Origin of the sequence: Microvirga subterranea, from assembly GCF_003350535.1 — a bacterium.
Lineage (GTDB): Bacteria > Pseudomonadota > Alphaproteobacteria > Rhizobiales > Beijerinckiaceae > Microvirga > Microvirga subterranea.
In genome coordinates, this window is sequence record NZ_QQBB01000006.1 from 318211 (window position 1) to 340147 (window position 21937).

General features: G+C 67.0%; 23 protein-coding genes. 12 read left to right on the forward strand and 11 right to left on the reverse strand.

Features of this window, described 5'->3' with window-relative positions; all coding sequences use genetic code 11:
- The first annotated feature begins 71 nt into the window (after positions 1-71).
- Positions 72-1292: an adenylate/guanylate cyclase domain-containing protein gene (locus DES45_RS16970; protein WP_114771199.1), complete on the forward strand. Its 1221-nt coding sequence runs from the start codon at positions 72-74 to the stop codon at positions 1290-1292.
- On the opposite strand, the gene DES45_RS16975 is transcribed toward DES45_RS16970, so the two are convergent.
- The 3 genes from DES45_RS16975 to DES45_RS16985 form a co-directional block, all read right to left on the reverse strand.
- Entirely contained in the window at positions 1289-2311 is a 1023-nt protein-coding gene (locus tag DES45_RS16975) for a S1C family serine protease (protein WP_114771200.1), read from the reverse strand. The two genes, DES45_RS16970 and DES45_RS16975, sit on opposite strands and share 4 nt — an antisense overlap.
- A 76-nt stretch (positions 2312-2387) precedes the next feature.
- Positions 2388-2723, reverse strand: a complete 336-nt coding sequence (locus DES45_RS26350) for a helix-turn-helix domain-containing protein (protein WP_114771321.1) — start codon at positions 2721-2723, stop codon at positions 2388-2390.
- A 257-nt stretch (positions 2724-2980) separates the two neighbouring features.
- Positions 2981-3898, reverse strand: a complete 918-nt coding sequence (locus DES45_RS16985) for a S1C family serine protease (RefSeq protein WP_114771201.1) — start codon at positions 3896-3898, stop codon at positions 2981-2983.
- 167 nt (positions 3899-4065) lie between these two features.
- Between DES45_RS16985 and DES45_RS16990 the strand changes: the two genes are divergently transcribed.
- The 3 genes from DES45_RS16990 to DES45_RS16995 all read left to right on the forward strand — a co-directional run bounded on the left by DES45_RS16990 (position 4066) and on the right by DES45_RS16995 (position 5638).
- Positions 4066-4542 carry a lytic transglycosylase domain-containing protein gene (locus DES45_RS16990; RefSeq protein ID WP_114771202.1) on the forward strand — a complete coding sequence of 159 codons (477 nt, stop codon included), beginning with the start codon at positions 4066-4068 and terminating at the stop codon, positions 4540-4542.
- A 102-nt stretch (positions 4543-4644) separates the two neighbouring features.
- Positions 4645-4782, forward strand: a complete 138-nt coding sequence (locus DES45_RS25210) for a hypothetical protein (protein ID WP_170151536.1) — start codon at positions 4645-4647, stop codon at positions 4780-4782.
- Positions 4783-4957: 175 nt separating this feature from the next.
- The gene (locus DES45_RS16995; RefSeq protein WP_114771203.1) at positions 4958-5638 is read left to right on the forward strand and encodes a transglutaminase-like cysteine peptidase; all 681 of its coding nucleotides are present in this window, start codon (positions 4958-4960) and stop codon (positions 5636-5638) included.
- A gap of 39 nt (positions 5639-5677) precedes the next feature.
- Here the strand turns inward: DES45_RS16995 and DES45_RS17000 are convergent, their stop codons facing one another.
- The 6 genes from DES45_RS17000 to DES45_RS17025 form a co-directional block, all read right to left on the reverse strand.
- The gene (locus DES45_RS17000) at positions 5678-6088 is read right to left on the reverse strand and encodes an NUDIX domain-containing protein (RefSeq protein WP_170151537.1); all 411 of its coding nucleotides are present in this window, start codon (positions 6086-6088) and stop codon (positions 5678-5680) included.
- Positions 6089-6110: 22 nt separating this feature from the next.
- Positions 6111-7577, reverse strand: coding sequence for an aldo/keto reductase (locus DES45_RS17005; protein WP_114771205.1), 1467 nt, complete (start codon positions 7575-7577; stop codon positions 6111-6113).
- A 105-nt stretch (positions 7578-7682) separates the two neighbouring features.
- Entirely contained in the window at positions 7683-8954 is a 1272-nt protein-coding gene (locus DES45_RS17010; RefSeq protein ID WP_245571760.1) for an ABC transporter substrate-binding protein, read from the reverse strand.
- Positions 8955-9073: 119 nt separating this feature from the next.
- Positions 9074-9505, reverse strand: a complete 432-nt coding sequence (locus DES45_RS17015; protein WP_114771207.1) for a hypothetical protein — start codon at positions 9503-9505, stop codon at positions 9074-9076.
- Between the two features lie 5 nt (positions 9506-9510).
- Positions 9511-10560 (reverse strand): aldo/keto reductase, encoded by a 1050-nt coding sequence (locus DES45_RS17020; RefSeq protein ID WP_114771208.1) that lies wholly within the window; start codon positions 10558-10560, stop codon positions 9511-9513.
- A gap of 1 nt (position 10561) precedes the next feature.
- Complete coding sequence (locus DES45_RS17025; protein ID WP_114771209.1) at positions 10562-10909, reverse strand: TIGR04076 family protein; 348 nt, start codon at positions 10907-10909, stop codon at positions 10562-10564.
- A gap of 93 nt (positions 10910-11002) precedes the next feature.
- On the opposite strand from DES45_RS17025, the gene DES45_RS25820 reads away from it, so the two are divergent.
- The 4 genes from DES45_RS25820 to DES45_RS17040 are packed head-to-tail and all read left to right on the forward strand — an operon-like array spanning position 11003 to position 14377.
- Positions 11003-11761 (forward strand): ABC transporter ATP-binding protein, encoded by a 759-nt coding sequence (locus DES45_RS25820; RefSeq protein WP_245571761.1) that lies wholly within the window; start codon positions 11003-11005, stop codon positions 11759-11761.
- Positions 11758-12480: an ABC transporter ATP-binding protein gene (locus DES45_RS25825; RefSeq protein WP_245571762.1), complete on the forward strand. Its 723-nt coding sequence runs from the start codon at positions 11758-11760 to the stop codon at positions 12478-12480. The genes DES45_RS25820 and DES45_RS25825 overlap by 4 nt, the downstream gene beginning before the upstream one ends.
- The gene (locus DES45_RS17035; RefSeq protein ID WP_114771210.1) at positions 12477-13397 is read left to right on the forward strand and encodes a branched-chain amino acid ABC transporter permease; all 921 of its coding nucleotides are present in this window, start codon (positions 12477-12479) and stop codon (positions 13395-13397) included. Before DES45_RS25825 ends, DES45_RS17035 begins: the two co-directional genes overlap by 4 nt.
- Positions 13397-14377 (forward strand): branched-chain amino acid ABC transporter permease, encoded by a 981-nt coding sequence (locus DES45_RS17040; RefSeq protein WP_114771211.1) that lies wholly within the window; start codon positions 13397-13399, stop codon positions 14375-14377. The genes DES45_RS17035 and DES45_RS17040 overlap by 1 nt, the downstream gene beginning before the upstream one ends.
- 30 nt (positions 14378-14407) lie before the next feature.
- Here DES45_RS17040 and DES45_RS17045 read toward each other — a convergent pair whose 3' ends face one another.
- Positions 14408-14764: a lysozyme inhibitor LprI family protein gene (locus DES45_RS17045; RefSeq protein WP_114771212.1), complete on the reverse strand. Its 357-nt coding sequence runs from the start codon at positions 14762-14764 to the stop codon at positions 14408-14410.
- A 201-nt stretch (positions 14765-14965) separates the two neighbouring features.
- Here DES45_RS17045 and DES45_RS17050 point away from each other — a divergent pair, with 201 nt between their 5' ends.
- Positions 14966-15907: a D-alanyl-D-alanine carboxypeptidase family protein gene (locus tag DES45_RS17050; protein ID WP_170151538.1), complete on the forward strand. Its 942-nt coding sequence runs from the start codon at positions 14966-14968 to the stop codon at positions 15905-15907.
- 39 nt (positions 15908-15946) lie between these two features.
- Here DES45_RS17050 and DES45_RS17055 read toward each other — a convergent pair whose 3' ends face one another.
- Positions 15947-16936 carry an MBL fold metallo-hydrolase gene (locus DES45_RS17055; protein WP_114771214.1) on the reverse strand — a complete coding sequence of 330 codons (990 nt, stop codon included), beginning with the start codon at positions 16934-16936 and terminating at the stop codon, positions 15947-15949.
- A 273-nt stretch (positions 16937-17209) separates the two neighbouring features.
- Between DES45_RS17055 and DES45_RS17060 the strand changes: the two genes are divergently transcribed.
- The 3 genes from DES45_RS17060 to DES45_RS17070 are packed head-to-tail and all read left to right on the forward strand — an operon-like array spanning position 17210 to position 21836.
- The gene (locus DES45_RS17060; RefSeq protein ID WP_114771215.1) at positions 17210-18589 is read left to right on the forward strand and encodes an ABC transporter substrate-binding protein; all 1380 of its coding nucleotides are present in this window, start codon (positions 17210-17212) and stop codon (positions 18587-18589) included.
- Positions 18586-20490: an ATP-binding protein gene (locus DES45_RS17065; protein WP_114771216.1), complete on the forward strand. Its 1905-nt coding sequence runs from the start codon at positions 18586-18588 to the stop codon at positions 20488-20490. Before DES45_RS17060 ends, DES45_RS17065 begins: the two co-directional genes overlap by 4 nt.
- Positions 20487-21836 (forward strand): sigma-54-dependent transcriptional regulator, encoded by a 1350-nt coding sequence (locus DES45_RS17070; protein ID WP_114771217.1) that lies wholly within the window; start codon positions 20487-20489, stop codon positions 21834-21836. Before DES45_RS17065 ends, DES45_RS17070 begins: the two co-directional genes overlap by 4 nt.
- Positions 21837-21937 lie beyond the last annotated feature (101 nt).

Sequence of the window (21937 nt, forward strand, 5' to 3'; positions counted from 1 at the left end):
TGTTGTCGGGGCGCCGCAGGGTTTATATCCGGGCGCCTCACTTCTCTTCGCGGCCATGACAGGAGTCGTCCATGGGTTCGATGCAGGCGGCAAGCATAGTCAGATGGGTAACGGAAGCGGGCCTAGCAGGTACTGCCGAGCCCGATCTGCTGCGGGGCTTCTGCGAGCGGCTGGTCGAGGAAGGAATTCCCGTAGCCCGGGCGAACGTCATCATCGACACCCTGCATCCGATCTACGAGGGGCGTGCCTTCCGGTGGCGCCGCGACCAGACCGATCTAGATCCGGTCGTGGAGTACGGCCGCACGGACGAAGGGGAGGCTGCCGACAACTGGCGCCGCAGCACGTATTACTATCTCTTCAGCACCGGCGAGAACACGCTCCGCCGCAGGATCGGATCCGATCACGTTGCGGACTTCACGGTCCTCGAGGAGCTCAGATCCGAGGGGCAGACGGATTACCTGGCCCTATGCCATCACATCGGTGCGGACCGCACCATCGGCGAGATGGACCGCATCTATTCGTCATGGTCGACGGATGCCGGAGAGGGCTTCACGGACGAGCATCTCACGCTTCTGCACACCATCGTTCCGTCCCTTGCGCTGGCCATGAAGAGCGCATCCCTCGCCCGCATCGCCGAAACCCTGGTCGAAACCTATCTCGGCCGGGATGCGGGACGACAGGTCCTCAGCGGGCGGATCACGAGAGGCATCACGGACCGCATCCAGGCCGCGTTGTGGTTCAGCGACCTGCGCGGCTTCACGCATATCGCCGATACGGCCGATCCCGAACAGATCATCCCGTTCCTGAACGACTATTCCGACGCGATCATCTCCTCGGTTCACGAGGCCGGCGGCGACGTCCTGAAGCTGATCGGCGACGGCGTCCTCGCGATCTTCAAGGCCGATGAGCCCACGGAGGCATGCCGCATGGCGCTCGCGGCGGAGGACCTGATGCGATCGAAGATCCGCCTCCTCAACGAGGATCGGACCTTCCGGGGGCTCCCGGTCACCGAAGCCTATCTCGGGCTTCATATCGGCGAAGTCTTCTATGGCAATGTCGGCAGCCTGGATCGACTCGACTTTACCGTCGTCGGCCCGGCCGTCAACGAGGTGAGTCGGATTGCGGCTCTGTGTCGTTCGGTCGAGCGCGACGTCCTCGTGTCCTCCACCTTCTGCTCCGTCGCGCCCGACCAGGACCGGGCCGGCCTCGTCTCGGTCGGGCGCTACGCCTTGCGAGGCGTCACCCGTCCGCAGGAACTGTTCACGCGCGATCCCGAGTTCACGATACGCTAGGCCGGGCGAGCAGATGGCCTGCGCTCGACGGGCGTGACCGTCAGGGTGCGGATCTCGCCCCTTCGAAGAATGGTGACGTCGATCGCGCGTTCGATGCGATCGCCGTTCAGCAGGCGCACCAGATCGTCGACGCCGCCGACCGCGTCTCCGTCGAGGGAGATGAGAACGTCGCCCTGTTCGAGGCCTGCACGCGCGGCGGGGCTGTCGGGTTCGACGGCCGCGACGGCCACCGCAGAGGTCATGCTCCGGCCGACCGCATAGGCGACCCGGCGCGGCAGCGGGATGGTCTGACCGGCGATGCCGATCGAGGCGCGTCGGACGCGTCCATGGCGGATGAGTTCCGTGACGACGAAATTCGCCGTGTTGCTCGCGACCGCGAAGCAGATGCCCTGCGCACCCATGATGACGGCTGTGTTGATGCCGATCACCGTGCCCGCGGTTGACACGAGAGGACCGCCCGAATTGCCGGGATTCAGCGCGGCGTCGGTCTGGATCACGTCGTCGATCAGCCGACCCGACTTGGCGCGAAGGCTACGCCCGAGGGCGGACACGACACCGGCCGTCACCGTCGACTCGAATCCGAGGGGATTGCCGATGGCGATCGCGATCTGACCGCGCTTCAGCAGCTTGGAGTCGCCCAGGGACGCGAAGGGGAGGCCGGTCCCGTCCGCACGCAGCAGGGCGAGGTCCGTATCGGGATCGTCGCCGATGACGCGAGCCTCGATCGGCCGCCCGTCGGCGCCGATGAGCTTCGCGTCCCGCATGCCCTGCATGACGTGGCTGTTGGTCAGGAGGAGGCCGTCAGGCGAGATGAAGACCCCTGAGCCCATTCCCGAGGGGCTGCCGGCAACCTGCGGCTCCACCCGGACGACGGCCGGTCCGACGCGATCGACGACGGCCGTGACGGAGCGCGAATAGGAATCGAGCAGTTCGGCATCGCGGCCGTCGGAGGACGACGGATCCTGGGACGATGCGGCATTGCCCGCGTGGAGGATGTGAAGGGGAGTGCGGTCGAGCATGGGACGTATCCGAGACAATGTTTCACCTGATGTGGTGACGACGAGCCTCTGCGCCAAGGCCGCGCGGACGGCGCGCTCACAACATGATGAGGCCGAGGCGGACCGCCTGAGCGACGGCGTCCGTCCGGCCGGTCGCGTCGAGCTTCGCGGCGACGGACGCCACATGAAACTTGGCCGTGTGGAAAGAGATGCCGAGCCGGCGGGCGATCTCCTTGTTGGAGGCGCCTTCCGCGAGGAGGCGCAGGACCTCCCGTTCGCGGGCGGTCAGCAGGTCCGCCTGGGGAGGGCGCGGCAGCCCCGGCGCACCGTTCACGGCCATGTCGGCCGGCACGTCCAGGGGCATGATGGCATAGCCCCGTGCGGTCGCCTCGATGGCGAGCAGGAGATCCGAGCCGGCGCAATCGCGCGGCATCACGCTCACGGTCGCCCCGATTGGGAGGTCGGTCGTCGGCTGCGGCTCCGCGAGCAGGATCCGTGATGCGCCTCCATGCGGAAAAGCGGAAGCCGATCGGTCGGAGACCGAGACGTCGGCATCGTTCTCGTCATCGACGAGCGCGATGCCGGATTCGGCTGAGAGGATCGTGGCGACGCGATCCAGCAGATCAGGATCTTCGATCTGAAGGACGACCCGTCGCACTGCGTCACCTCTCCTCGCGCCTCATGCGGCCATCAAAGTCCGGGGCGCTCCCCGATCTCGATCGAAAGCGCGAGCCGTTCACCCGCTCTCAGGATCTCGATCCGCACCGATTGCCCGACGCTCTCGGGGCCGAGGAGGGAATGAACGCTCCTGACGGATTGCACGGCATGATCGTTCCAGCGGATCAGAATGTCGCCCTGCTTAATTCCAGCCCTCTGGCCCGGGCCGTCGGAATCGACGCTCACCACGATCAATCCGCGCGTGTCGTCACGTTCAGGGGCCGCGGCGGTTCCTCGATCGATCCGGACCGGCTGAAGCCCGAGCCCCAGATATCCGCGTGCGACCCGTCCATGCTGAAGCAGTTGCTGGGCGACCCGCTCGATGGTCTCGGACGGGATCACGAGAGCGCCACCCCGTGGGCCGAGCACCGTCATGCCGATGGCATTCCCGCCGGCGTCGATCGCAAGGCCGCCCTCCGCGCGGGGGTCGAGGCGAAGGTCGAGATGAATTCTGCGGTCGATCATGCCGCCGCGCAGGCTTCTCCACGGACCGCCCGCCAGAGACACGATGCCGAAGGCCGCCGTCGGGCCCTCGGGACGGCATCCGGCGGCGACCACCACATGCCCGGCCCGCAGGCTGGCGGTTGGCGCAAGGGCGAGTTCGCCGACGGGCTGCTCTTCGGTTCGAAGGAGAACGATGTCCGTGGTTGGGTCGCGGCCGACGAGGCCGGCCGCGACCGACGTTCCGTCAGGCCGCAGGATGGCGATGTCCTCATCAGCCTCGAGCGCCTCCTCGGCCGTAATGACGAGCCCGGGGCGCCAGACGAAGCCGCTCAGCGAGGTGCGCCGGCGGGACCGAATGGCCACGAGCTTGGACGCAACGCCGTCGACGAGTGCGCCGAGACGATCCGACAGGTCGGCAAGGGAGCGGTTGGCGGCTTGGGCGGGCATGGTCGATCTCCGCGGCATGGTGGATGCATCCTGCGGCGAATCCGGGACGCCGTGTACTGCCCGGGTGGCTAGGTGCCCGGAGGAGGCGCTGTCCGGCCGTTACGGCCAAGCTGACGCCCTCTTGCCACGATTGATGGAGACAAAGTCCCCAGCACAAGGGGAAAAACATGATCTCTCGTCTTGTTGCGGGCTGCGTCTTCGCAGCCTGTGCTCTGCCCGCGGCGGCCTCCGAACAGTCTGACATCGATGCGCTCGTTGCACAGCATGCGCGAGTGCATGGCGTGCCCGAAGCGCTGGTGCATCGGATCATCCGCCGGGAGAGCGGCTACAATCCGCGTGCGTCCCATCGAGGCAATCTCGGCCTCATGCAGATCCGTTACGCGACCGCGCGCGGCATGGGATACACAGGTCCGGCATCGGGTCTGCTCGATGCCAACACCAACCTGACTTACGCGGTGCCGTATCTGGCGAATGCGTACCGGGTGGCTGGAGGCAATGCGGACCGTGCCGTGTCCCTTTATGCGGGGGGATATTATTACGTGGCCAAGCGCAAGGGGATGCTGGGGCAGCTTCGCACCGCGTACAGCGCGAGCGATGCCGAGCAGACGGGATCGATCCGCCTGAAATCGGCCGGGGCCGAGTAGGGCCCGGCTGGCTCCGCCCGTGCAGGATCGAGGCCCGCCGTCATGCGGACTTGACGGCACACGACGCATGCTTTCAGATCATGCCAACAGGGAGCAAAGACTATGGCCGGTAAAGCCCGCATGAGACCGTCGTTCAAGAAGAACACACGCCGTTACAGGGAGATCGTTGGCCCGGAGAAAAGGCGCGAAGGGCTGAAGAACCTCACCAAGAAGCGCCGCTACGCCAATCGTCACGGATGACGATCGATGGGGCATGACCTGCCGGGACGGCTTGCGGCAGAGCGGGTTCGTCCTAGCTTCTGATCCCGGCGGCAGCGCCGCGGGAAGCACGGCGGATCCACGAAAAAACGGAGCGCGTTAAAGGTCGGTTTACCACGATTGTTCATCGTTTTGGTTCTGACATCGGAGCCACGCCATGGATGATCGTCATCACCGCCGCAATGCGCGTCGTCGCAGGACATCGGCCGGACGTGCCGTTCAGGCTGCGGTGCTCGCCGGCATCGGGGCGGTTGCCTTCAGCATTACGATCGGTGCCGCCGGCGCGGAACCGTTCCGGCCGATGCCGGCAACCACCAGCCGGATCCAGGAGGTCGGGACCGCTGCGCCGATCAATGCATGGACAGGGTTTTGCAACCGGCATCCCGAGGAATGCGAGGTCGATCGTCACCAGCTCGAACGGGTCGTGCTCACGCCCTCCGTCTGGAGCACGATCAAGACAGTCAACCGGCGTGTGAACGAAGCGATCCTTCCGGTCACGGACCGTGATCACTGGGGCGTCGTGGACCGGTGGGACTATCCCGATGACGGGATGGGCGACTGCGAGGACATCCAGCTTCTCAAGCGCAGACACCTCGTTGCCGCCGGGTTGCCGCATCGGGCGCTTCGGATGACCGTGGTGGCCGACGAGCGCGGCGACGGTCATGCCGTGCTGACGGTCCTGACGGATCGCGGCGACTTCATCCTCGACAACAAGCGCAATGCCGTGCTGCCCTGGGGGAGAACCGGATACACCTACCTCATGCGTGAGGGGACGAAGGATCGAGCCTGGGTGGCTCTCGCGGATCGGCCCGTGCCTCTCGTCACGGCCAACCGCTAGCTTAACGGACGAAGCGGTTCGCGCTTTTGGCCCGATGCTTCAGGCCGGATCCGCGTGTTCGAAAAAGTCACGAACCATTCGGGTGTGGAGCGCGAAAGCCGTTTCGACCGGCTGGTGGATGACGAGAACTTCGGAAACCTCCGCGTCGTGCACGAACGCGCCCTCATGCTCGACCGCGGGGCTGCGGCAGAAGAGCAGGTTCTGACGCCGGTCCGGGGTCGTCTCGACGGTTAGGACGCGCAGGGTCTCCGGTGCGACGACGACACCGGTTTCCTCCAGCACCTCGCGTGCGCCGGCCTCCTGCCAGGTCTGTCCGAGCATCTGGTAGCCACCGGGAAGGGCGAGCTGTCCATGGCCTTCACCGGGAACGGCGCGCCGGATCATCAGAAGGCCGCCTCGGAGCGGCACCAGCGCAACCACCACCGTTGGGGTGTTCTCGTAACGGATCATCGAGCATCCCCGCCGCTGTGACTTAACCGACGACGGCTTCGGCCTCGATCTCGACGGCGTACTCTCCGACGAGGCGTGAGACCTCGAGCAGCGTATTGGCGGGTCTGATGGTGCCGAAGTAGCGGCCATGCACCCGGGAGACGGGCTCCCAGTCGTCCGCATTGCTGAGATACACGCGCGTGCAAACCGTGTCCGCCAGCGTTCCGCCCAAGGAGGCGATGCTCGCCGCGATCTTGTCCAGGATGTAGACGGTCTGCCCTTCCGCGTCGCCCGGACAGATGACCTCTCCCGTTCCGTGCGTGGCGGTAGTTCCGCTGACGAGGATGCGGTCGCGGATCCTCACCGCGCGGCTGTAGCCGCAGATGGGCTCCCACACGCTGCCCGAGTCGATGCGCAGGCGGTCGGGCCGGTCGTCGACCGGAACGGCCTCGAAGACGGGCGGAAAGCTCTCGAGGTGATGGCTGAGATCGCCCGACGCGGTGAGGAATGGCGGGCGGCGGTACTCGTCGCCGCAATCGCCCGGTATGCGCCGGGTGGAGCCCAGTGCGTCGTCGATCCGCTGCTTGTCGTCCTCGTCCAGGGCGAACGAGAACAAGGCCGCATTGTCGGCGCGATGCTCGCGCTCGCCCAGCCGGGCCCCGACAATGACGGCCGCGACGGCCGGCTGCTCGAGCACCCAGCGCGTGGCCACGTTCGCGACCGAGACCAGATGCTTGCGGGCGATCTCATGAAGGGCTGCGAGGATCGTCTGGAGCGCGGACCATCCGCCGATCGTGTCGATGAAGCGCTTGTATTTCGACTTGCTCCAATCCGCGACGGAAGTCGGCTCCGGTGCGCCCACCCAGCGGTCGGTGAGAAAGCCGCCTCCGAGGGTGCCGTAGGCGAGCAGGCGCACGCCGTTGGCAAGACAGAACGCGCTCATGTTCTCCGCGGCGCGGCGGTCGAGCAGGGAGAAGGAGACCTGGTTCGACACGATGGGGAAGCCGTGCTTCACCAGGAGGCGCAGGTGGTCCGTGTCGAAGTTCGTCAGGCCGAGATGGCGGATGCGACCTTCCCGTTGCAGCGCCACGAGCTCCTTCATGGCGTCGATATATCCGGGGTGCTCGAACATCCACCAATGGAATTGCAGCAGGTCGACGGACGGGACGCCGAGCCGCTCCAGACGCTCCTCGATGCCCGCGCCCACGACGTCCGGCGTCATCGGTCCCGGAGTCGGGCACCACTTCGTGAAAGCGGCCGCACGCTGCTCCTCCGTTGCGGCCTGCAGGCTCAGGAAGCGGCCGGTGATCAGCTCCGCGCTGCCGTAGTGGTCGGCCATGTCGAAGGTGTCGAACCCGTCGCGCGCGTAGTCCGCCATGGCGGCGGCTGCAGCGTCGCGGTCCAGGAGGCGGCCATCGCGCTCCATATCGGCCACCTGCCAGAGACCCGTGATCACGCGGCTGATCTCGAGACCGGGTGCGAGCATCGTCCGGTCGGGGCGCAGGGACATGGCTTTCTCCAGAAGGCATGACAGGCTCCGCGTCGGTGCGGAGCCTGCTTTGACGGATGGTGGATCGGTGAGTCGGGTAGCTTCGAACGCTGGGGCGCTCGATTCCTAGCGGGCTGGAACCTTGTTCCGGATGGCGTTGACCTCGTCGACGCCCATCTGTCCGATGGTGGTGACCTCGCCGTTCTGGATGCGCCACAGCCGGAACGGGCCGGTGATGTCGCCGTACTGATCGAAGCTGACCGGGCCGACGACGCCCTCGTAGCGGACCGGCTTGCCTTCCTTGATCAGCTGGAGCGCCTTCTTGAAGCCGTCCGGACCGGCATGGATGACCTCGCCTTCGCCGCCCGTGACCTTGCGGATCGAATCCCGGATGGCCGCCGCCTCGAACTTGCCTGCCCGGGCCACCGCCAGGCCCAGGATGGCTGCGGCATCGTAAGCCCTGTCGGCGGCCGGCGCATTGGCGTCGAAGCCGCCGGACATCGCCGGATAGGCCTTGGCGAAATGCTCGGTCGAGGGCGTCGTCGTGGTGCCCGAGGACGTCCCGAAGGCGTCGTTCAGGTAGCGCGGACCGACGTCGCGGATGAAGTCGGCGCTGTTCATGCCGTCGTTCAGGAGAAATTTCGGCTCACCGCCCTGCGAGATCCAGGTACGGGCGATCGACGTGCCGTCGCCCGGATAGGAGACGAGGTAGAGCGCGGGCGGGTCTCCTGCGAGCGCGCGAGTGACTTCCGGTGCGTAGGAGGCCTGGCCCTGGTTGTAGGGCGTGACGGACGTGATCTCGCCTCCGAGGGCCTCGTAGGCGCGCTTGAACTCCGCCACCATGTTCACGCCGAAGTCGTTGTTGACGTGAATGATCGCGATCTTCTTCAGCCCCTGATCCAACGCGTATTTCGCGGCTGCCGTGCCCTGGAGCGCATCCGACGTGATGGTGCGGAAGAAGATGCCGTTGCTCTTCCCCTCCTGGGCGATCCGCGTGAGGGTCGGGGACGACGAGGCGGGGGAGATCTGCACCACGCCGGCCGGCGCCGTCACCGAGGTGAGGACGGGCAGCGACACCGATGAGATGATGCCGCCGATGATCGCCGGCACGCGCTTCAGGTCGACGAGCTGCCGGGCCTGGTCGACCGCGACCGAACCCTGGCTCTGCGAATCCCGCAGATCCATGGCGAGCTGGCAGCCGGCGGCGCCGCCCGCCTCGTTGATCTCCTTGAAGGCGAGCTCGACGGACTTGGCGGCGGCCTGGCCGAAGCGCCCGGCCGGACCGGTCAGCTCGACGACGACACCGACCGTATGGGTGCACGGCTGCTGCGCGGTGGCGGGCAGCGGAGCGAGAGCAGCCGCGAGGGCTGCGGCCGAAACGATGGATGCAAAGCGCACGGTGAACACTCCCCTGGTCTGGTCGCCGGTGGTGGGCTCTCGTGTCCTTGCTCCGCCCGGCCAGCAGGCAGTGTTCCGCCTCGGCGGCGGTTTTGCAAGGGCGGCGAGCGGGATCGTCCTCAAGAGCCCGGCGGAATCCAGGTCTCCTGCAGGGCAAGCCATCGCACGCTTCCGGCCTCCCCACCGACTTCGAACACGGCGGTCGCCCAGCGGCGCGTCACGATGCCGTCGGCCTCCTGCTCTTCCACATAGCGAAGAACGACCAGGGGCGCGCGCAGGAGCAGAAGCTCGGGCTCAACGGCGACGATGCGGAACCCTCCCGTCTTTTCCCTGGTGCCGTGGGCATCCCAAATCCAGGAGGTTACGTCGGACCGCCGGAGCCGGACCCCGCCCGGAGACACCATGCTGAACTCCTCGCCGAGGACGTTCTCCAGCCTGGCGAACACCGCGCCGGTCCGGTCGAGCCTTCCGCCGAGCCACGCCTCGAAGAAGGCGTGCAGGTCGGCGATCTCCTGCATCGCCGCGCGGGCGAGGGGATGGTCGAGACCCATGACGATCAGGCCTTGCTGAGATTGTAGTGCATGATGCGGCCGTGCCGGCCCTCACGGTCCCGCTCGAGCGTGTAGGTGTCGCCCTCGGGCCCCGTCTTGCGCGCGAGGACTCCTTCGATGGCGGCCCTGTCCTCGCCGTCGAGGGTAAAACGGAACACGTCTAGATTGTCGGCGAGGTGCTCGGCGTAGCGGGCGCCGACGATCGCGCCGGCCACGGCAGGCCGGTCAAGGACCCATCGGGTCGCTACCGACGTCAGGCTGACCCGGTGCTTGCGCCCGATCTCCTTCAGGGTTGCGAGAAGCTCCTGGAACAGGGACCAGCCGCCGAAATCGTCGATGATGAGCTTGTACTTGACGAGCGAACGGTTGGCGTAGGGCTCCTGCGGCTCCGGCGCGCCGAGCCACCGTTCCGACAGGAAGCCGCCGGCGACGGTGCCATAGCACAACAGCTTCATGCCGCGCTCCTGGCACAGCGCCACGAGGCCGTTCTCGGGTCTCTGGTCGAGGAGCGAGTACTGCACCTGCATCGACACGAGCGGCACGCCTGCGTCGAGCATCGCCCGCGTGTGCGAGGTATCGAAGTTCGTGCCCCCGATCTCGTGGATCTTACCCTCGTCCTGGAGATCCTTGAGGATGAGCGCGGTCTCGACGACACGCGGCACGTCGTAGTTCCACCAGTGGAACTGGACCAGGTCGAGGCGTTCCGTCCTGAGGCGACGCAGCGAGCGGTCGATCACGTCGCGCACGTAGGCCCGGTCGACGCGGGGGAGGGCGTCCCAGTCGGGCACGAACTTCGTGTGGACCTTGAAGGCCTTCATCGCGTCTGAGCCGCGCTCGGCGAGCATGCGCTCCCGGAACAGGCCGATCATCTCCTCGACGCCCGTGTAGATGTCGGCGCAGTCGAAGGTCGTGACGCCCTGGTCGACGAAGGCCGCCATGTCGGCGATGGCACGCTCAGTCTCGATAGCGCCATGGCCGCCGGCGAGTTGCCAGCCTCCGCGCAGCATGCGCGAGATCCTGTAGCCGGGGGCGAGCTCGATGGTTTCGACTGTCATGTCAGGCTTTCGGGTTGGACAGGGGAACGGCCGTGACCTCCGCGTGCCGGAACACGCGCTTCGCCATCCGGCTGATCCGGAACCGGCTCGGGCAGTTCGGATCCGGGCAGGCGACCTCGGCATCCGTGGACATCCAGTCGTTCGGATGGGTGGCGCGCTGCTTGGCCGGGAGGAGCGGCAAAAGCGCGGCAAGCGAGTAGATCGAGAAGCCCTGGCCCGGAGGCAGATGAAGCATCTCTCCCTTGAGTTCGAAATAGTCGCCGGGCTTGGCGCCACAATACAGCGTGGCGCCTTCCGGGGCGACGACCTCGACCTTCAGGTCGTAAAGCTCGAAGGAATCATCCGACACGGGACAACGTCCTTTGCCTGTTGCGCATGGGCATTGTCATGACGCAAAATCTGCGGCCCCGCAACATCGCCCGCCCGGGACGTCCCTCCAGTCATGCTCGCAGCGCAATCGATCACCAAGACCTTCGGCGGCAATCACGCCGTCAACGAAGTGTCCTTCGTGATCGAGGAGGGAACGATCACGGGCCTGATCGGGCCGAACGGGGCCGGCAAGACGACCCTCTTCAACTGCCTGGCGGGTCTTTTTCCCCCATCCTCGGGGTCGCTCAGCCTGGGGGGCGAGCGCATCGACGGGCTCTCTCCGGACCGGATCTTCGCCAAGGGCCTTGCCCGCACCTTCCAGATTCCGAGGCCCTTTCCGGAGATGACCGTGCTGGAGAACGTCATGGTGGCGCCGCTGCGCCAGCGCGGCGAGCGGTTTTGGGCCAACTGGCTCACGCCGGGCCGCGTCGCCGCCGAGGAACGGCGGCTAGCGGAGGCCGCCCGGCACTGGATCGATTTCGTGGGCCTGTCCCGTCTCACCCATCAACCCGCCCGCGTCCTGTCCGGCGGGCAGCGCAAGCTCCTCGAACTCGCCCGCGTCCTCGTTGCGGAGCCGCGCCTGATCCTGCTCGACGAGCCCGGAGCGGGGGTCAACCCCACCTTGCTGGATGCGATCGTCGACCGGATCGTGACCCTCAACCGCCAGGGCGTCACGTTCCTGATCATCGAGCACAACATGGATCTCGTGATGAACCTGTGCAGTCCCATCATGGTCATGGCGCAAGGACGCCTCCTGATGACCGGAACGGCGCAGGAGGTGCGCGGCGACCCGAGGGTGATCGAGGCCTATCTCGGCGGAGCCGTCGCGTGACGGCTCTTCGCGTCGTGGACCTGGAAGCCGGCTACGAGCCCGGACTTCCGATCGTGCGGGGCACGTCGCTTGCGGTCGAGCCCAACGAGATCGTCGCCGTTCTCGGGCCCAACGGGGCCGGCAAGTCGACCCTGATCAAGGCCATCGCCGGGCTCGTGCCGGTCAGCGCCGGAAAGGTTCTTCTGCACGACCGCGACATCACCGGGCGTGCGGCTCACCATCTGGCGCACGAGGGCCTCGGCTTCGTGCCACAGACCGAGAACGTGTTCGTGAATCTCTCGATCGAGGACAACCTCGATCTCGCGGCCTCGATCCTGAAGGTGCCGAAGAAGCAGCGGCTCCGTGACCTCTACGACCTGTTTCCGGACCTCGCGCGCCAGCGGCGTCTGCTGGCGGGGCGTCTCTCGGGCGGCCAGCGCCAGATGCTTGCGGTGGCCCGGGCGCTCGTGGGGGAGCCGAAGGTCCTGATGCTGGACGAGCCGTCGGCTGGCCTTTCGCCGAAGCTCGTGGGCATCGTGTTCGAGAAGCTCCTCGACGTGCGCGCCACCGGGGTCACGATCGTGCTGGTCGAACAGAACGTCAAGGCGGCTCTCGCCATCGCGGATCGGGGCGCGGTCCTGGTCGAAGGAAGCACCAGGATCGTCGGAACGGCGCGCGATCTCGCAGGCGATCCCCAGGTGGCCGCGCTCTATCTCGGACAACATCGAGGAGGCTCATAGTGTTGCAGCTCGTGGCCGATGGATTCATCATCGGCTCGGTCATCGCGCTCGGAGCGATCGGCGTGACGCTGGTCTACTCGATCCTGCGCTTCGCGAACTTCGCCCACGGCGAGCTCCTGACCTGGGGCGCCTATCTCGCCTGGACGGCGCTGATCGGGATCGTGGCGGTCTGGGGCCCGGCGGAGCCTCTTGGCCCGTTCTCCTTCGGCTGGCCGCTTCTCGTCGCGCTCGCGGTTTCGGCGGTCGCCACCGCGGCGCTGGCGCTCCTGGTCGACCGGCTGCTCTTTCGCCAGCTCCGGCGTCACGGGAACGCCATCACGCTGATCATGGCGAGCTTCGGCGCCGCCCTCGTTCTGCGCAACCTCCTCCAGTTCATCTATGGGGCGGTTCCGGAATATTACAGCCGCGAGATCCAGGTTGCGATCCGGCTGGTCCCGAGGGACGTGCTGGGCGGGCTGCGCATCACCCCGGATCAGCTCTTCGTCCTCGGCCTCACGGCGGTCTCGGTCGTCGGCCTGCACATCTTCCTCACGCGCACGACCGTCGGAAAGGCGATGCGCGCGACCTCCGTCAATCCGCAGCTCGCCCGGGTGACGGGAATCGACGTCGACCGCGTTATCCGCGCCACGTGGATCATCGGCGCGGTCCTCGCGGCGGTGGCGGGCGTCTTCTCGGGCCTCACCGTCCAGCTGCGGCCGCAGCTCGGCCTCGACCTGCTGCTTCCGCTCTTCGCCGCAGCGATCCTCGGCGGGATCGGCAGCGTCTACGGGGCGGTCGTGGGCGGCCTGATCGTCGGGCTTGCGGAAAGCCTGTCGGTGCCTCTCGTCGGAGCCGAATACCGCGCGGCGACCGCCTTCGTGGTGCTCATCGCCATTCTGCTCATCCGCCCCACCGGTCTCTTCGGCGAGAGAACGTGATGCCCGATCTCATCGGACTGCTCTCGTACGGCACGTTCTTTCTCGTCTTCGCCACGATCTTCGCGCTGGTGGTGCTCGGCCTCAATCTGCAATGGGGCTTCACGGGCCTGTTCAATGTCGGCGTCGCAGGGTTCGTGGCGATCGGGGCCTACACGTCGGCGCTCATCACGGCACCCGATTATCCCGATCAGCTCGGCGGACTGGGCCTGCCGATCCCGCTCGGCTGGCTCGGCGCGATGGCGACCTCCGGGATTGCGGCCTTCATCATCGGCGTGGCGGCGTTGCGGCTGCGGCACGACTACCTCGCCATCGCGACCTTCGGCGTCGCCGTGACCCTTCAGCTCGTCGCCCTGAACGCCAAGGGCCTGACGGGCGGCCCATTCGGGCTGCAGTTCATCCCGAAGCCCTTCGCCGAGGTGATTGACGACAACCTCGCCTGGAACGTGACGTACCTGGCAGTCGCGGCGGCGCTGCTCGGTCTCAGCTATGTGGCGCTGGAGCGTCTCGTGCGCAGCCCATGGGGACGGGTCCTGCGGGCGATCCGCGAGGACGAGACGGCGGCCGAATCCCTCGGCAAGAGGGCATTCCGGTTCCGGCTGCAGGCCTTCGTCATCGGCTGCATGCTCATGGGACTCGGCGGAGCGCTCTATGCGCATTTCGTCGGCTACATCGCTCCGGAGGATTTCCTGCCGATCCTCACCTTCCAGCTCTGGACGATGCTGATCGTGGGCGGCTCGGGCAACAACCGGGGCGCGATCCTCGGAGCCTTCGTGGTCTGGGCCCTGTGGACGCTGTCCGGGAACGCGCTGCGCGAGATCGTCCCGAGCGAGTATCAGGCCCGTGCGGCCACCCTGCAGGTCGTGCTCATCGGTCTGCTTCTCATGCTCATCCTGCTGCTGCGGCCGCGCGGCCTCCTCGGCGAGGAAACCGTCGTTTCACGGCACATGAGGGACGAGGCCGCCGACACGGCGGAGGAATGAGGGATCGGGCGCTGCCAACCGGCGAGGACCTCAGAAAGGCCCTCGCTTGGCCAATTCTTCAAAGACGCCCCTCAGCTGCAGCAGCCGGTCCGCATAGGCCTTGGCCAGACAGGCCCGATCGTCCCCGCAGGCCCGTCGCCGCTTCAGCCACGCGACCTGCCCATCCTCCAGGTCGCCTCGGGCGCCCATGGCGAGAAGCGGCTTGAGCTGGGTATAGAGGACGGAGAGCTCAACGTCCTGGTCGTTGAGTTCGCGATCGCCGCAGATCATCCGCTCGTCGGGAGCCTCGGCCTTCGTGCAGTCGAAGCTGGCCGCCCGGGCGGGCAGGCCGGCGGCAGGAAGCATCAGCAGGGCGACGAACGCGGCGTTGCAGGCTTTCGTGGCCATATGTCCCTCCGGATTGCGCTTGCATCGACGAAAACCGGCCGGGCGGCGGAAAGCTCCGCTTCATGCGGCTGATATCGAAATCAGGCTTAACGATCCCTTGCTGCCGCGGCGCCTCGGGGCAGGGCTCCCATAGCAGCGGTCCGACCCGCGGGTTGATATTCCGGGCTTGTGCAAGGCGGCAATTCCATGAAGGATGGGGGCATGAAGCCGCCCTCTCTCCTGCTGGCCGCCGGTCTTCTTCTGGCGGCCGCTCCCGCCGGCGCCTCTCCCCTGCTGTTGGTGGACGCGTCCTCCGGAGATATTCTGGTCGCCCAGGAGGCCACCCGCTCCTGGCATCCGGCCTCGCTCACCAAGCTGATGACGGCGCATTTGGCCCTGATGGCGGTCGGCTCGGGCCGGCTCACCCTGGACAGCTCCATCGTTCTGAGCGCGCGGGCCGTGGCCCAGGCCCCGACGAGGCTGGGTGTCCCGGAGGGCACCTCCCTCCGGTTGGAGGATGCGCTGCGCGTCATGATGGTCAAGAGCGCGAACGACGTGGCGGTCGCCATCGCCGAGGCGGTCGGCGGGAGCGAGGCCTCCTTCGTCGCGGCCATGAACGCCGAGGCCGCGCGCCTCGGGATGACCGGGACGCGCTTCGTCAACGCCAATGGCCTGCACGACGACCGTCAGGTCACCAACGCGAGGGACATGGCTGTCCTCATGATGGCCGTCGTGAGCGCTCATCCGGACGACCTGGACCTCTTCAGGACGGCGGCCGTCACGGTCAACGGACGGCTCCTGAAGAACACCAACAAGATGATCGAGGACTATTCCGGTCTTGAGGCGACGAAGACCGGCTATGTCTGCGCCTCGGGCTTCAACGTCGCCATCTCGGCGATCAATGGGGGTCGACGTCTCGTCGGGGTCGTGCTGGGCGCTCCAAGCGCGGCGGCGCGGACCCGGGTCATGCGGGATCTCCTCGACGAAGGCGTGTCGGGCACGGCAGGCCCGATCGGGCATGTCAGGACCGTAAGGGCCAATGCACCCTCAGCCGGTGCCGACCTGCGTCGCCTCAAATGCGGGCGAGGGGGCCCGGCGGTCGGAGCAGCCGTTGCGGCCGGCGACGTGAAACCCGGTGGAGCCGCAGCACGGGCCCGACCGTGATCCCATGCCGGTTGCGCATGGCGGTGCAGGCGCGTCGCCCTATTGGAAATGGTAACGCGCACCCTGTTCGGGGATCAGGAACCGGACGCCGAGGTCATTGTCCGCCTCCAGTTCCTTCAGGATGGCTTCCTGTGGCTGCTCGCCGGTCAGTGAATACTTGATGTGGCTGACGATCAGCGGCAGTCCCTTCAGGGCGCTTCCGCCCGCAGCCCGATCCAGCGCGCGCAGCAAGCTGTGGACCCATTTCGGCGTCATATGGCCGAACAGCAGATTGTCCGGCCGGTCGCTCGTATACGACGTCTCCAGGATGATGGCTTTCAGCTTCCGCTGCTTCACCCTGTCGGCGACGGCCGTCCAAATGTCCTGCATGTTGGTCGTCTTCTGGACCTCGTCGGGCCCGGTGTCCCCGAAGCACAGGATGGCGTCGTCGCCGCTTTCGATCAGGAAGGCGGTGGACTCCGTTCCCGCATGGTTCAGCGGATAGGGCGTGGCGGTCATCCTGGTGCCTGCGAGGGCCGTGGGTTCGCCGTGCTTCAGGTCCTGCAGGCGATACTTCTTCAAGTGCGGCGGCTGGCCCCGGTCCAGCATGTTCGGCCAGGTCCGCCAGTTGAAGTAGTTCCGCTCGATCTCCGCGCTGATGGACGGCAGGCTGTAGATGGTCTTCTCGCTGTCGTCCGGCGAGGCAATCACGAGGCCCTGCACGTGGTCGAGATGCGCGTGGCTGATCAGGTAGCCCTTGATCTCGTTCTTCAGCACATGTCCGACGACGCTGTCGGACGAGCCTTCCGGTCTTTTCACGTCCCCGAAGGCGCCCTTTTCCTGAGCGACCTTCAACCCGTTGACCAGGCTGCCCGCATCGCACGCAACGGCATTCCTGTCCCCGTGCGGCCGGATGAGAAAGGAACTGAGGTTGCCGTCCTGGATGCCGCCGGAAGCGCCGAGGACGATCACATCGAAGCCCTGCTGCGACAGAGCCGCGGCGGGACTCAGAAGCACCGAAAGTGAAACAAGCGAGGCGATCAGTCTCATGAGGGCTCCAGCACCATCGGACCAGTCTATCGTGCGGAAAGGCGGATACGGTGACCCGTCCATCCGATACGCTCAGGTTGGAATAACGCAATGGTGGCATGGGCAGGGCCTTGAGGCCAGCCGCCGTCCGCAGGCACCTGCTGACAGGACACCTCGGAGCCGCAGGGGCGCCGCCGTTATTGCTGGCGGTGATTGCAACCGAAGAATTGCACTTGATCGGCTCGTCTGTCTCGGGCCTATGATGCGGCCCGAGTACCGCCGCAACATCGATACATGCCACGTCCTTTCTTCATTCGCCTGACCATCGTGCTGGCCCATCTGGTCCTGCTGACGGCGGCCGGTTTCGCCGATGAGAAAGTGCGTGCGGTGCGCGTCCTCACGTCGTTTCCGCCGCAGTTCCTCGAGCCGTTCCAGAGCGCGTTCAGAACCCGCCATCCGGAGCTGTCGCTCGAATTCGTTCAGCGTAAGACGACCACGGCCGTGGCCGACATCGTCGGCGAGAGGCACAGGGCGGACATCTTCTGGGCCTCGGCGCCGGATGCCTTCGAGATCCTGAAGCGGGCGGGCCGGCTGGCGGCATTGAAGCCGCGCCCGACGGGAGCGCCGGATCTGATCGCCGGATATCCGGTGAACGATCCCGACATGACCTATCTCGGCTTCGCGCTGTCGGGCTACGGGTTCGTGTACAATCCCGACTATCTCGAGGGCAGGGGGTTGCCGGTTCCCAGGGGCTGGAGCGATCTCGCGGCACCCATCTATGCCGGGCACATCGGCATCAGCTCCCCGTCGCGGTCGGGCACGATGCACCTCATGGTCGAGGCCATTCTCCAGGTCTACGGGTGGGACCGCGGATGGGGCATCTGGTCCGAGATCGGCGGCAATCTCGCGACCGTGACGGCACGCAGCTTCGGCGTCTCGGCCGGAGTCGCCCGCGGCCGTTTCGGGATCGGCCCCTCGATCGACTTCCTGGCCAATCCGGAGGGCATGCCGAAGGACTCGACCCGGTTTGCCCTGCCCGAGGAGACCCTGTTCGTGCCGGCCAGCATCGCGGTCCTGAACGATGCGGCCAATCGGGACGGCGCCGAACGCTTCGTCGATTTCGTGCTGTCGCAGGAAGGGCAGGCCCTGTTGCTGGATCCGGCGGTCGCGCGGCTCCCGATCTCCCCCGCGGTCTATCCTGCCGGCGAGACGACGGACGGCAGTCCCTTCCGGCGCGACGGCCTGTTCTCCAAGGGACTGTTCGATGCGCGCCTCTCGGCCGCCCGCTACGAGCTCGTCAACATCATCTTCGACGAGATGATTACCTTCCGGAGGTCCGACCTGGTGCGGATGTGGCGGTCCGTGCGCGCGCTCGAAGCGGCCCTGTCGGGGCGTTCCGATGCGGATCTGGCGAAGCTGGTGAGCGACGCGCGCCACGCCTTGACCCGGCCGCCTCTGAGCGGCCCGGAGGCTATGGAGCTGGAGCGATGGAAGGATCTCGTGCGCGTCCGGCGCGGCCTTCCCACGCCCGCGCCCCAGGCCCAGCTCGAAGCCCGCATCAAAGCGCAGATCGATGGGAACATGCAGCAGGCCGCGCGCGCTTTGGCCGACGCCGCCGCGAGATTGGGAGGCGCCGATCGGAATGCGGATGGTGCGGAGGCCGCACGACCATGATCCGGCGGACGCGACTCGGCATCGGCGGGCGCCTCATCATCGCCTTCCTGGGCGTAGGCGGGCTCGCTGTCGGCGCCTGCATCGTCGGCTGGCTGTCCTATGCCCGTCTCAGCGAGGAGCTGAACTCCGTCGCGACCGCTCATCTCCCGGCTCTCGCATTCTCCGCCCGCCTCGCGGAGGCAGGCGCAAGCGTGATCGCCAGCACGCCGGATCTCGCGGTCGCAGAGCGGCGCGAGGCTTACGACCGCACGCGCGAGACCCTCGTTGCGCGCCTCTCCGCCCTTCGCTCCGTCCTGAACGAGCGCAGCGACGAGCAGTCGCTCTCTCCCGAGCTTCTCGTGGTGACGGACGGGATCGAGTCCAATCTCAAGGCCATCGACCGGGTCGCCGACCGGCGCTTTCCGCTGCACGAACGCTCGCGGGAGATCGGCGAGGAGCTGCGATGGCTGCAGGCCGATCTGATCGAGGAGATCGAGCCCCTCATCGACGATGCGCGGTTCAACATGGAATCGGCTATCGGCCGGGTCGCGCCGGGCGAGGCGGCCGAGGCCGGGCGCAGGACCCTGTTGGAGGAGAGCCGCAAGAGCCAAGCGCTCCTGACCATCAATGCGCACGCCAACCTGATCGTGGGCCTGCTGGGCCGGCTCGGAATCGTGCCGACAATCGAGGATCTTCAGGAGACGAGCAACTTCCTCGGCGAGATGACGGACCAGCTCGACCTGGAAACCAAAGCGCTCGCCAGCTGGACGGATGCGATCACCATCAGCCAGATCGCGGCGCGCCTGCTCGCCGTCTCCGATCCGGCTTCCGGGCTTGCGGCCGTGAAGCGCGCCGAACTCCAGGCCGTTGCCGACGCGCAGGCGCTTCTCGCCGAAAACCGGCGCCTCGTCACCCAGCTCGGCACCCTCGTGTCGCAGGAGGTCAGCCGAACGGAAGCGATTGCCAGAAGGGCTTCGGAGCGCTCTGCCGACGCCATCGCGATCGGGCGCAATCTCCTCCTGGCGATCGCCATCGCGTCGCTCGTCATCACGGTCGCGATCGGCTGGTTCTATGTCCGCAGGAATCTCGTCGTGCGCCTCCAGGGGCTGACGCTGGCGGCGACCACCATCGCTAGCGGCCCCACGATGCCGGTCCTGCCGCCGCACACGGACGACGAGCTCGGCGATCTCGGGAAGGCGCTTGCCGTCTTCAGGCAGACGCGGGACGACCTGGTCCAGGCTGCCAAGCTCGCAGCGCTCGGCCAGATGGCGGCGGGCATCAGCCATGAGCTGAACCAGCCGCTCGCGGCGATCCGCTCGCACGCCCACAACGGGACCGTGCTGCTCGAACGCGGCCGTCCTGAGGAGGCGAGGGCGAGCCTGGACCGGATTCAGGGCCTGACGGCCAGGATGGCGGAGCTGATCAAGCATCTCAAGCGCTTCGCCCGCCGCCCCGCCGCGACCCTCGAAGCGGTCGATCTCCGGGCCGTCGTCGAGGGAGCCTTAAGCCTGTTCGAGCAGCGCCTCGACGAGGAGAAGGTCGCGGTGCGGATGAGCGTCCCGGCCGCTCCCCTGACGGTTCTGGCCGAGGAGATCAGGCTGGAGCAGGTGATCGTCAACCTGATCTCGAACGCGCTCGACGCCCTCGAGGGGCAGGCGGACCGTCGCATTGACATCGGCGCCGAAGCCGGGGGAGGGCGAGTCCGCCTAATCGTTGCCGACAACGGGCCGGGGATCGCGGAGCAGCACCGCGCCGCCGTCTTCGACCCGTTCTTCACCACCAAGCCTGCCGGGCTGGGGCTCGGACTCGGCCTGTCGATGTCGTACAACATCGTGAAGGATTTCGGAGGAGACTTGATCTTGGCGACGACGGGACGGACGGGAACGACCTTCGTGATCGATCTGGCGGCGAGCCGGTCATGAGCGCAAAGCCCAAGGTCGTTCTGGTGGACGATGATCAGGAGGTGCGCGATGCCTATCGGCAGACCCTGGAGCTCGACGGGTTCGACGTCGCCGCGGTCCGATCCGCCGAGGCGGGGCTCGAGATCCTGTCGCCCAATCTTCCAGCCGTCGTCGTGAGCGATGTCCGCATGCCCGGTCTCGACGGCTTCGGCCTCCTCGATGCCGTCCGCGCGGTCGATCCCGAGATCCCGGTCGTGCTCGTGACCGGCCATGGCGACGTGCCGATGGCCATCAAGGCGGTCCGGGGCGGGGCCTGGGATTTCATCGAGAAGCCGGCCGATCCGGTGAGGCTCGTCGAGACGGTCAGGCGCGCCTCGGCACACCGCAGCCTCATCCTGGAAAACCGGGCCCTGAGGGCGGGGGCCGCCGATCAGGATTCCATCGACACCCGGCTCGTCGGCCGCTCAGCCGCCATCGAGCGGCTGAGGCGCATTCTCCGGACCCTCGCGGAGGCCGAGGCCGACGTGCTCCTTCACGGGGAGACGGGGACCGGCAAGGAGGTGGCCGCCCGCGCCCTTCACGATTTCGGCCGTCGTCGGAAGGGGCGGTTCGTGGCGGTCAATTGCGGCGCGATGCCGGAGACCATGATCGAGAGCGAGCTCTTCGGTCACGAATCCGGCGCCTTCACCGGAGCCCGCGAGCGGCGGATCGGCAAGATCGAGCACGCGAGCGGCGGCACGCTCTTCCTCGACGAGATCGAGTCCATGCCGATGGCGGCGCAGATCCGGCTGCTGCGGGTGCTTCAGGAGCGGACCATCGAGCGCCTCGGGTCGAACAAGGAGATCCCGGTCGACATCCGCGTCATCGCGGCCACCAAGGTGGATCTCACCGAACTCGCCGGCAGGGGCGCGTTCCGCGAAGATCTGGTCTACCGGCTGAACGTCGTCACGGTCCGCCTCCCGCCGCTCCGCGAGCGACGGGACGACGTGCCTGTGCTCTTCACCCACTTCCTGCATCTCGCGGCAGCCCGGCAGGCGAGGGCGGCGCCCTCGCTCGAGCCGTCCTTCCTGGAAAGGCTCCAGCAGCAGGAATGGCCCGGCAACGTGCGCGAGCTGCGCAACGCGGCCGAGCGGTATCTCCTCGGCCTCGACGAGGACGAGCCGCCCCAGGCGGAGCCGAGCCCCCATGGCGCCTTGACTCTCGAACGGCAGATGGAGATCGCCGAACGCCGGGTCCTCGAGGAGACCCTCTCGCGCTGCGCCGGGCGCATCGGCACCACTGCGGAGGCGCTCGGGATCACCCGTAAGACCCTCTACCTCAAAATGAAGAAGTACGATCTCGGCCGCACGGGAGAGATCGAGGCCTGATGTTACGCATCTGACCCATGCCGGCAGGCGCGGTTACCGTCATTTCCCCAGACGGCTCGCTGTTCGGGCGTTGCGCACGAAAATCGTTCCTTGAAACAATC

What these genes read in the sequence shown, in the direction of transcription:
- DES45_RS17040 (WP_114771211.1), top strand. Translation starts at nt 13,397, where the DNA reads ATGCCCGATCTCATCGGACTGCTCTCGTACGGCACGTTCTTTCTCGTC.
- DES45_RS17020 (WP_114771208.1), bottom strand. Translation starts at nt 10,560, where the DNA reads ATGACAGTCGAAACCATCGAGCTCGCCCCCGGCTACAGGATCTCGCGC.
- DES45_RS17055 (WP_114771214.1), bottom strand. Translation starts at nt 16,936, where the DNA reads ATGAGACTGATCGCCTCGCTTGTTTCACTTTCGGTGCTTCTGAGTCCC.
- DES45_RS17015 (WP_114771207.1), bottom strand. Translation starts at nt 9,505, where the DNA reads ATGGGTCTCGACCATCCCCTCGCCCGCGCGGCGATGCAGGAGATCGCC.
- DES45_RS17070 (WP_114771217.1), top strand. Translation starts at nt 20,487, where the DNA reads ATGAGCGCAAAGCCCAAGGTCGTTCTGGTGGACGATGATCAGGAGGTG.
- DES45_RS26350 (WP_114771321.1), bottom strand. Translation starts at nt 2,723, where the DNA reads ATGCCGCGCGATTGCGCCGGCTCGGATCTCCTGCTCGCCATCGAGGCG.
- DES45_RS17045 (WP_114771212.1), bottom strand. Translation starts at nt 14,764, where the DNA reads ATGGCCACGAAAGCCTGCAACGCCGCGTTCGTCGCCCTGCTGATGCTT.
- DES45_RS17065 (WP_114771216.1), top strand. Translation starts at nt 18,586, where the DNA reads ATGATCCGGCGGACGCGACTCGGCATCGGCGGGCGCCTCATCATCGCC.
- DES45_RS16990 (WP_114771202.1), top strand. Translation starts at nt 4,066, where the DNA reads ATGATCTCTCGTCTTGTTGCGGGCTGCGTCTTCGCAGCCTGTGCTCTG.
- DES45_RS17000 (WP_170151537.1), bottom strand. Translation starts at nt 6,088, where the DNA reads ATGATCCGTTACGAGAACACCCCAACGGTGGTGGTTGCGCTGGTGCCG.
- DES45_RS17005 (WP_114771205.1), bottom strand. Translation starts at nt 7,577, where the DNA reads ATGTCCCTGCGCCCCGACCGGACGATGCTCGCACCCGGTCTCGAGATC.
- DES45_RS16995 (WP_114771203.1), top strand. Translation starts at nt 4,958, where the DNA reads ATGGATGATCGTCATCACCGCCGCAATGCGCGTCGTCGCAGGACATCG.
- DES45_RS17050 (WP_170151538.1), top strand. Translation starts at nt 14,966, where the DNA reads ATGAAGCCGCCCTCTCTCCTGCTGGCCGCCGGTCTTCTTCTGGCGGCC.
- DES45_RS16975 (WP_114771200.1), bottom strand. Translation starts at nt 2,311, where the DNA reads ATGCTCGACCGCACTCCCCTTCACATCCTCCACGCGGGCAATGCCGCA.
- DES45_RS25210 (WP_170151536.1), top strand. Translation starts at nt 4,645, where the DNA reads ATGGCCGGTAAAGCCCGCATGAGACCGTCGTTCAAGAAGAACACACGC.
- DES45_RS16970 (WP_114771199.1), top strand. Translation starts at nt 72, where the DNA reads ATGGGTTCGATGCAGGCGGCAAGCATAGTCAGATGGGTAACGGAAGCG.
- DES45_RS17060 (WP_114771215.1), top strand. Translation starts at nt 17,210, where the DNA reads ATGCCACGTCCTTTCTTCATTCGCCTGACCATCGTGCTGGCCCATCTG.
- DES45_RS16985 (WP_114771201.1), bottom strand. Translation starts at nt 3,898, where the DNA reads ATGCCCGCCCAAGCCGCCAACCGCTCCCTTGCCGACCTGTCGGATCGT.
- DES45_RS25820 (WP_245571761.1), top strand. Translation starts at nt 11,003, where the DNA reads ATGCTCGCAGCGCAATCGATCACCAAGACCTTCGGCGGCAATCACGCC.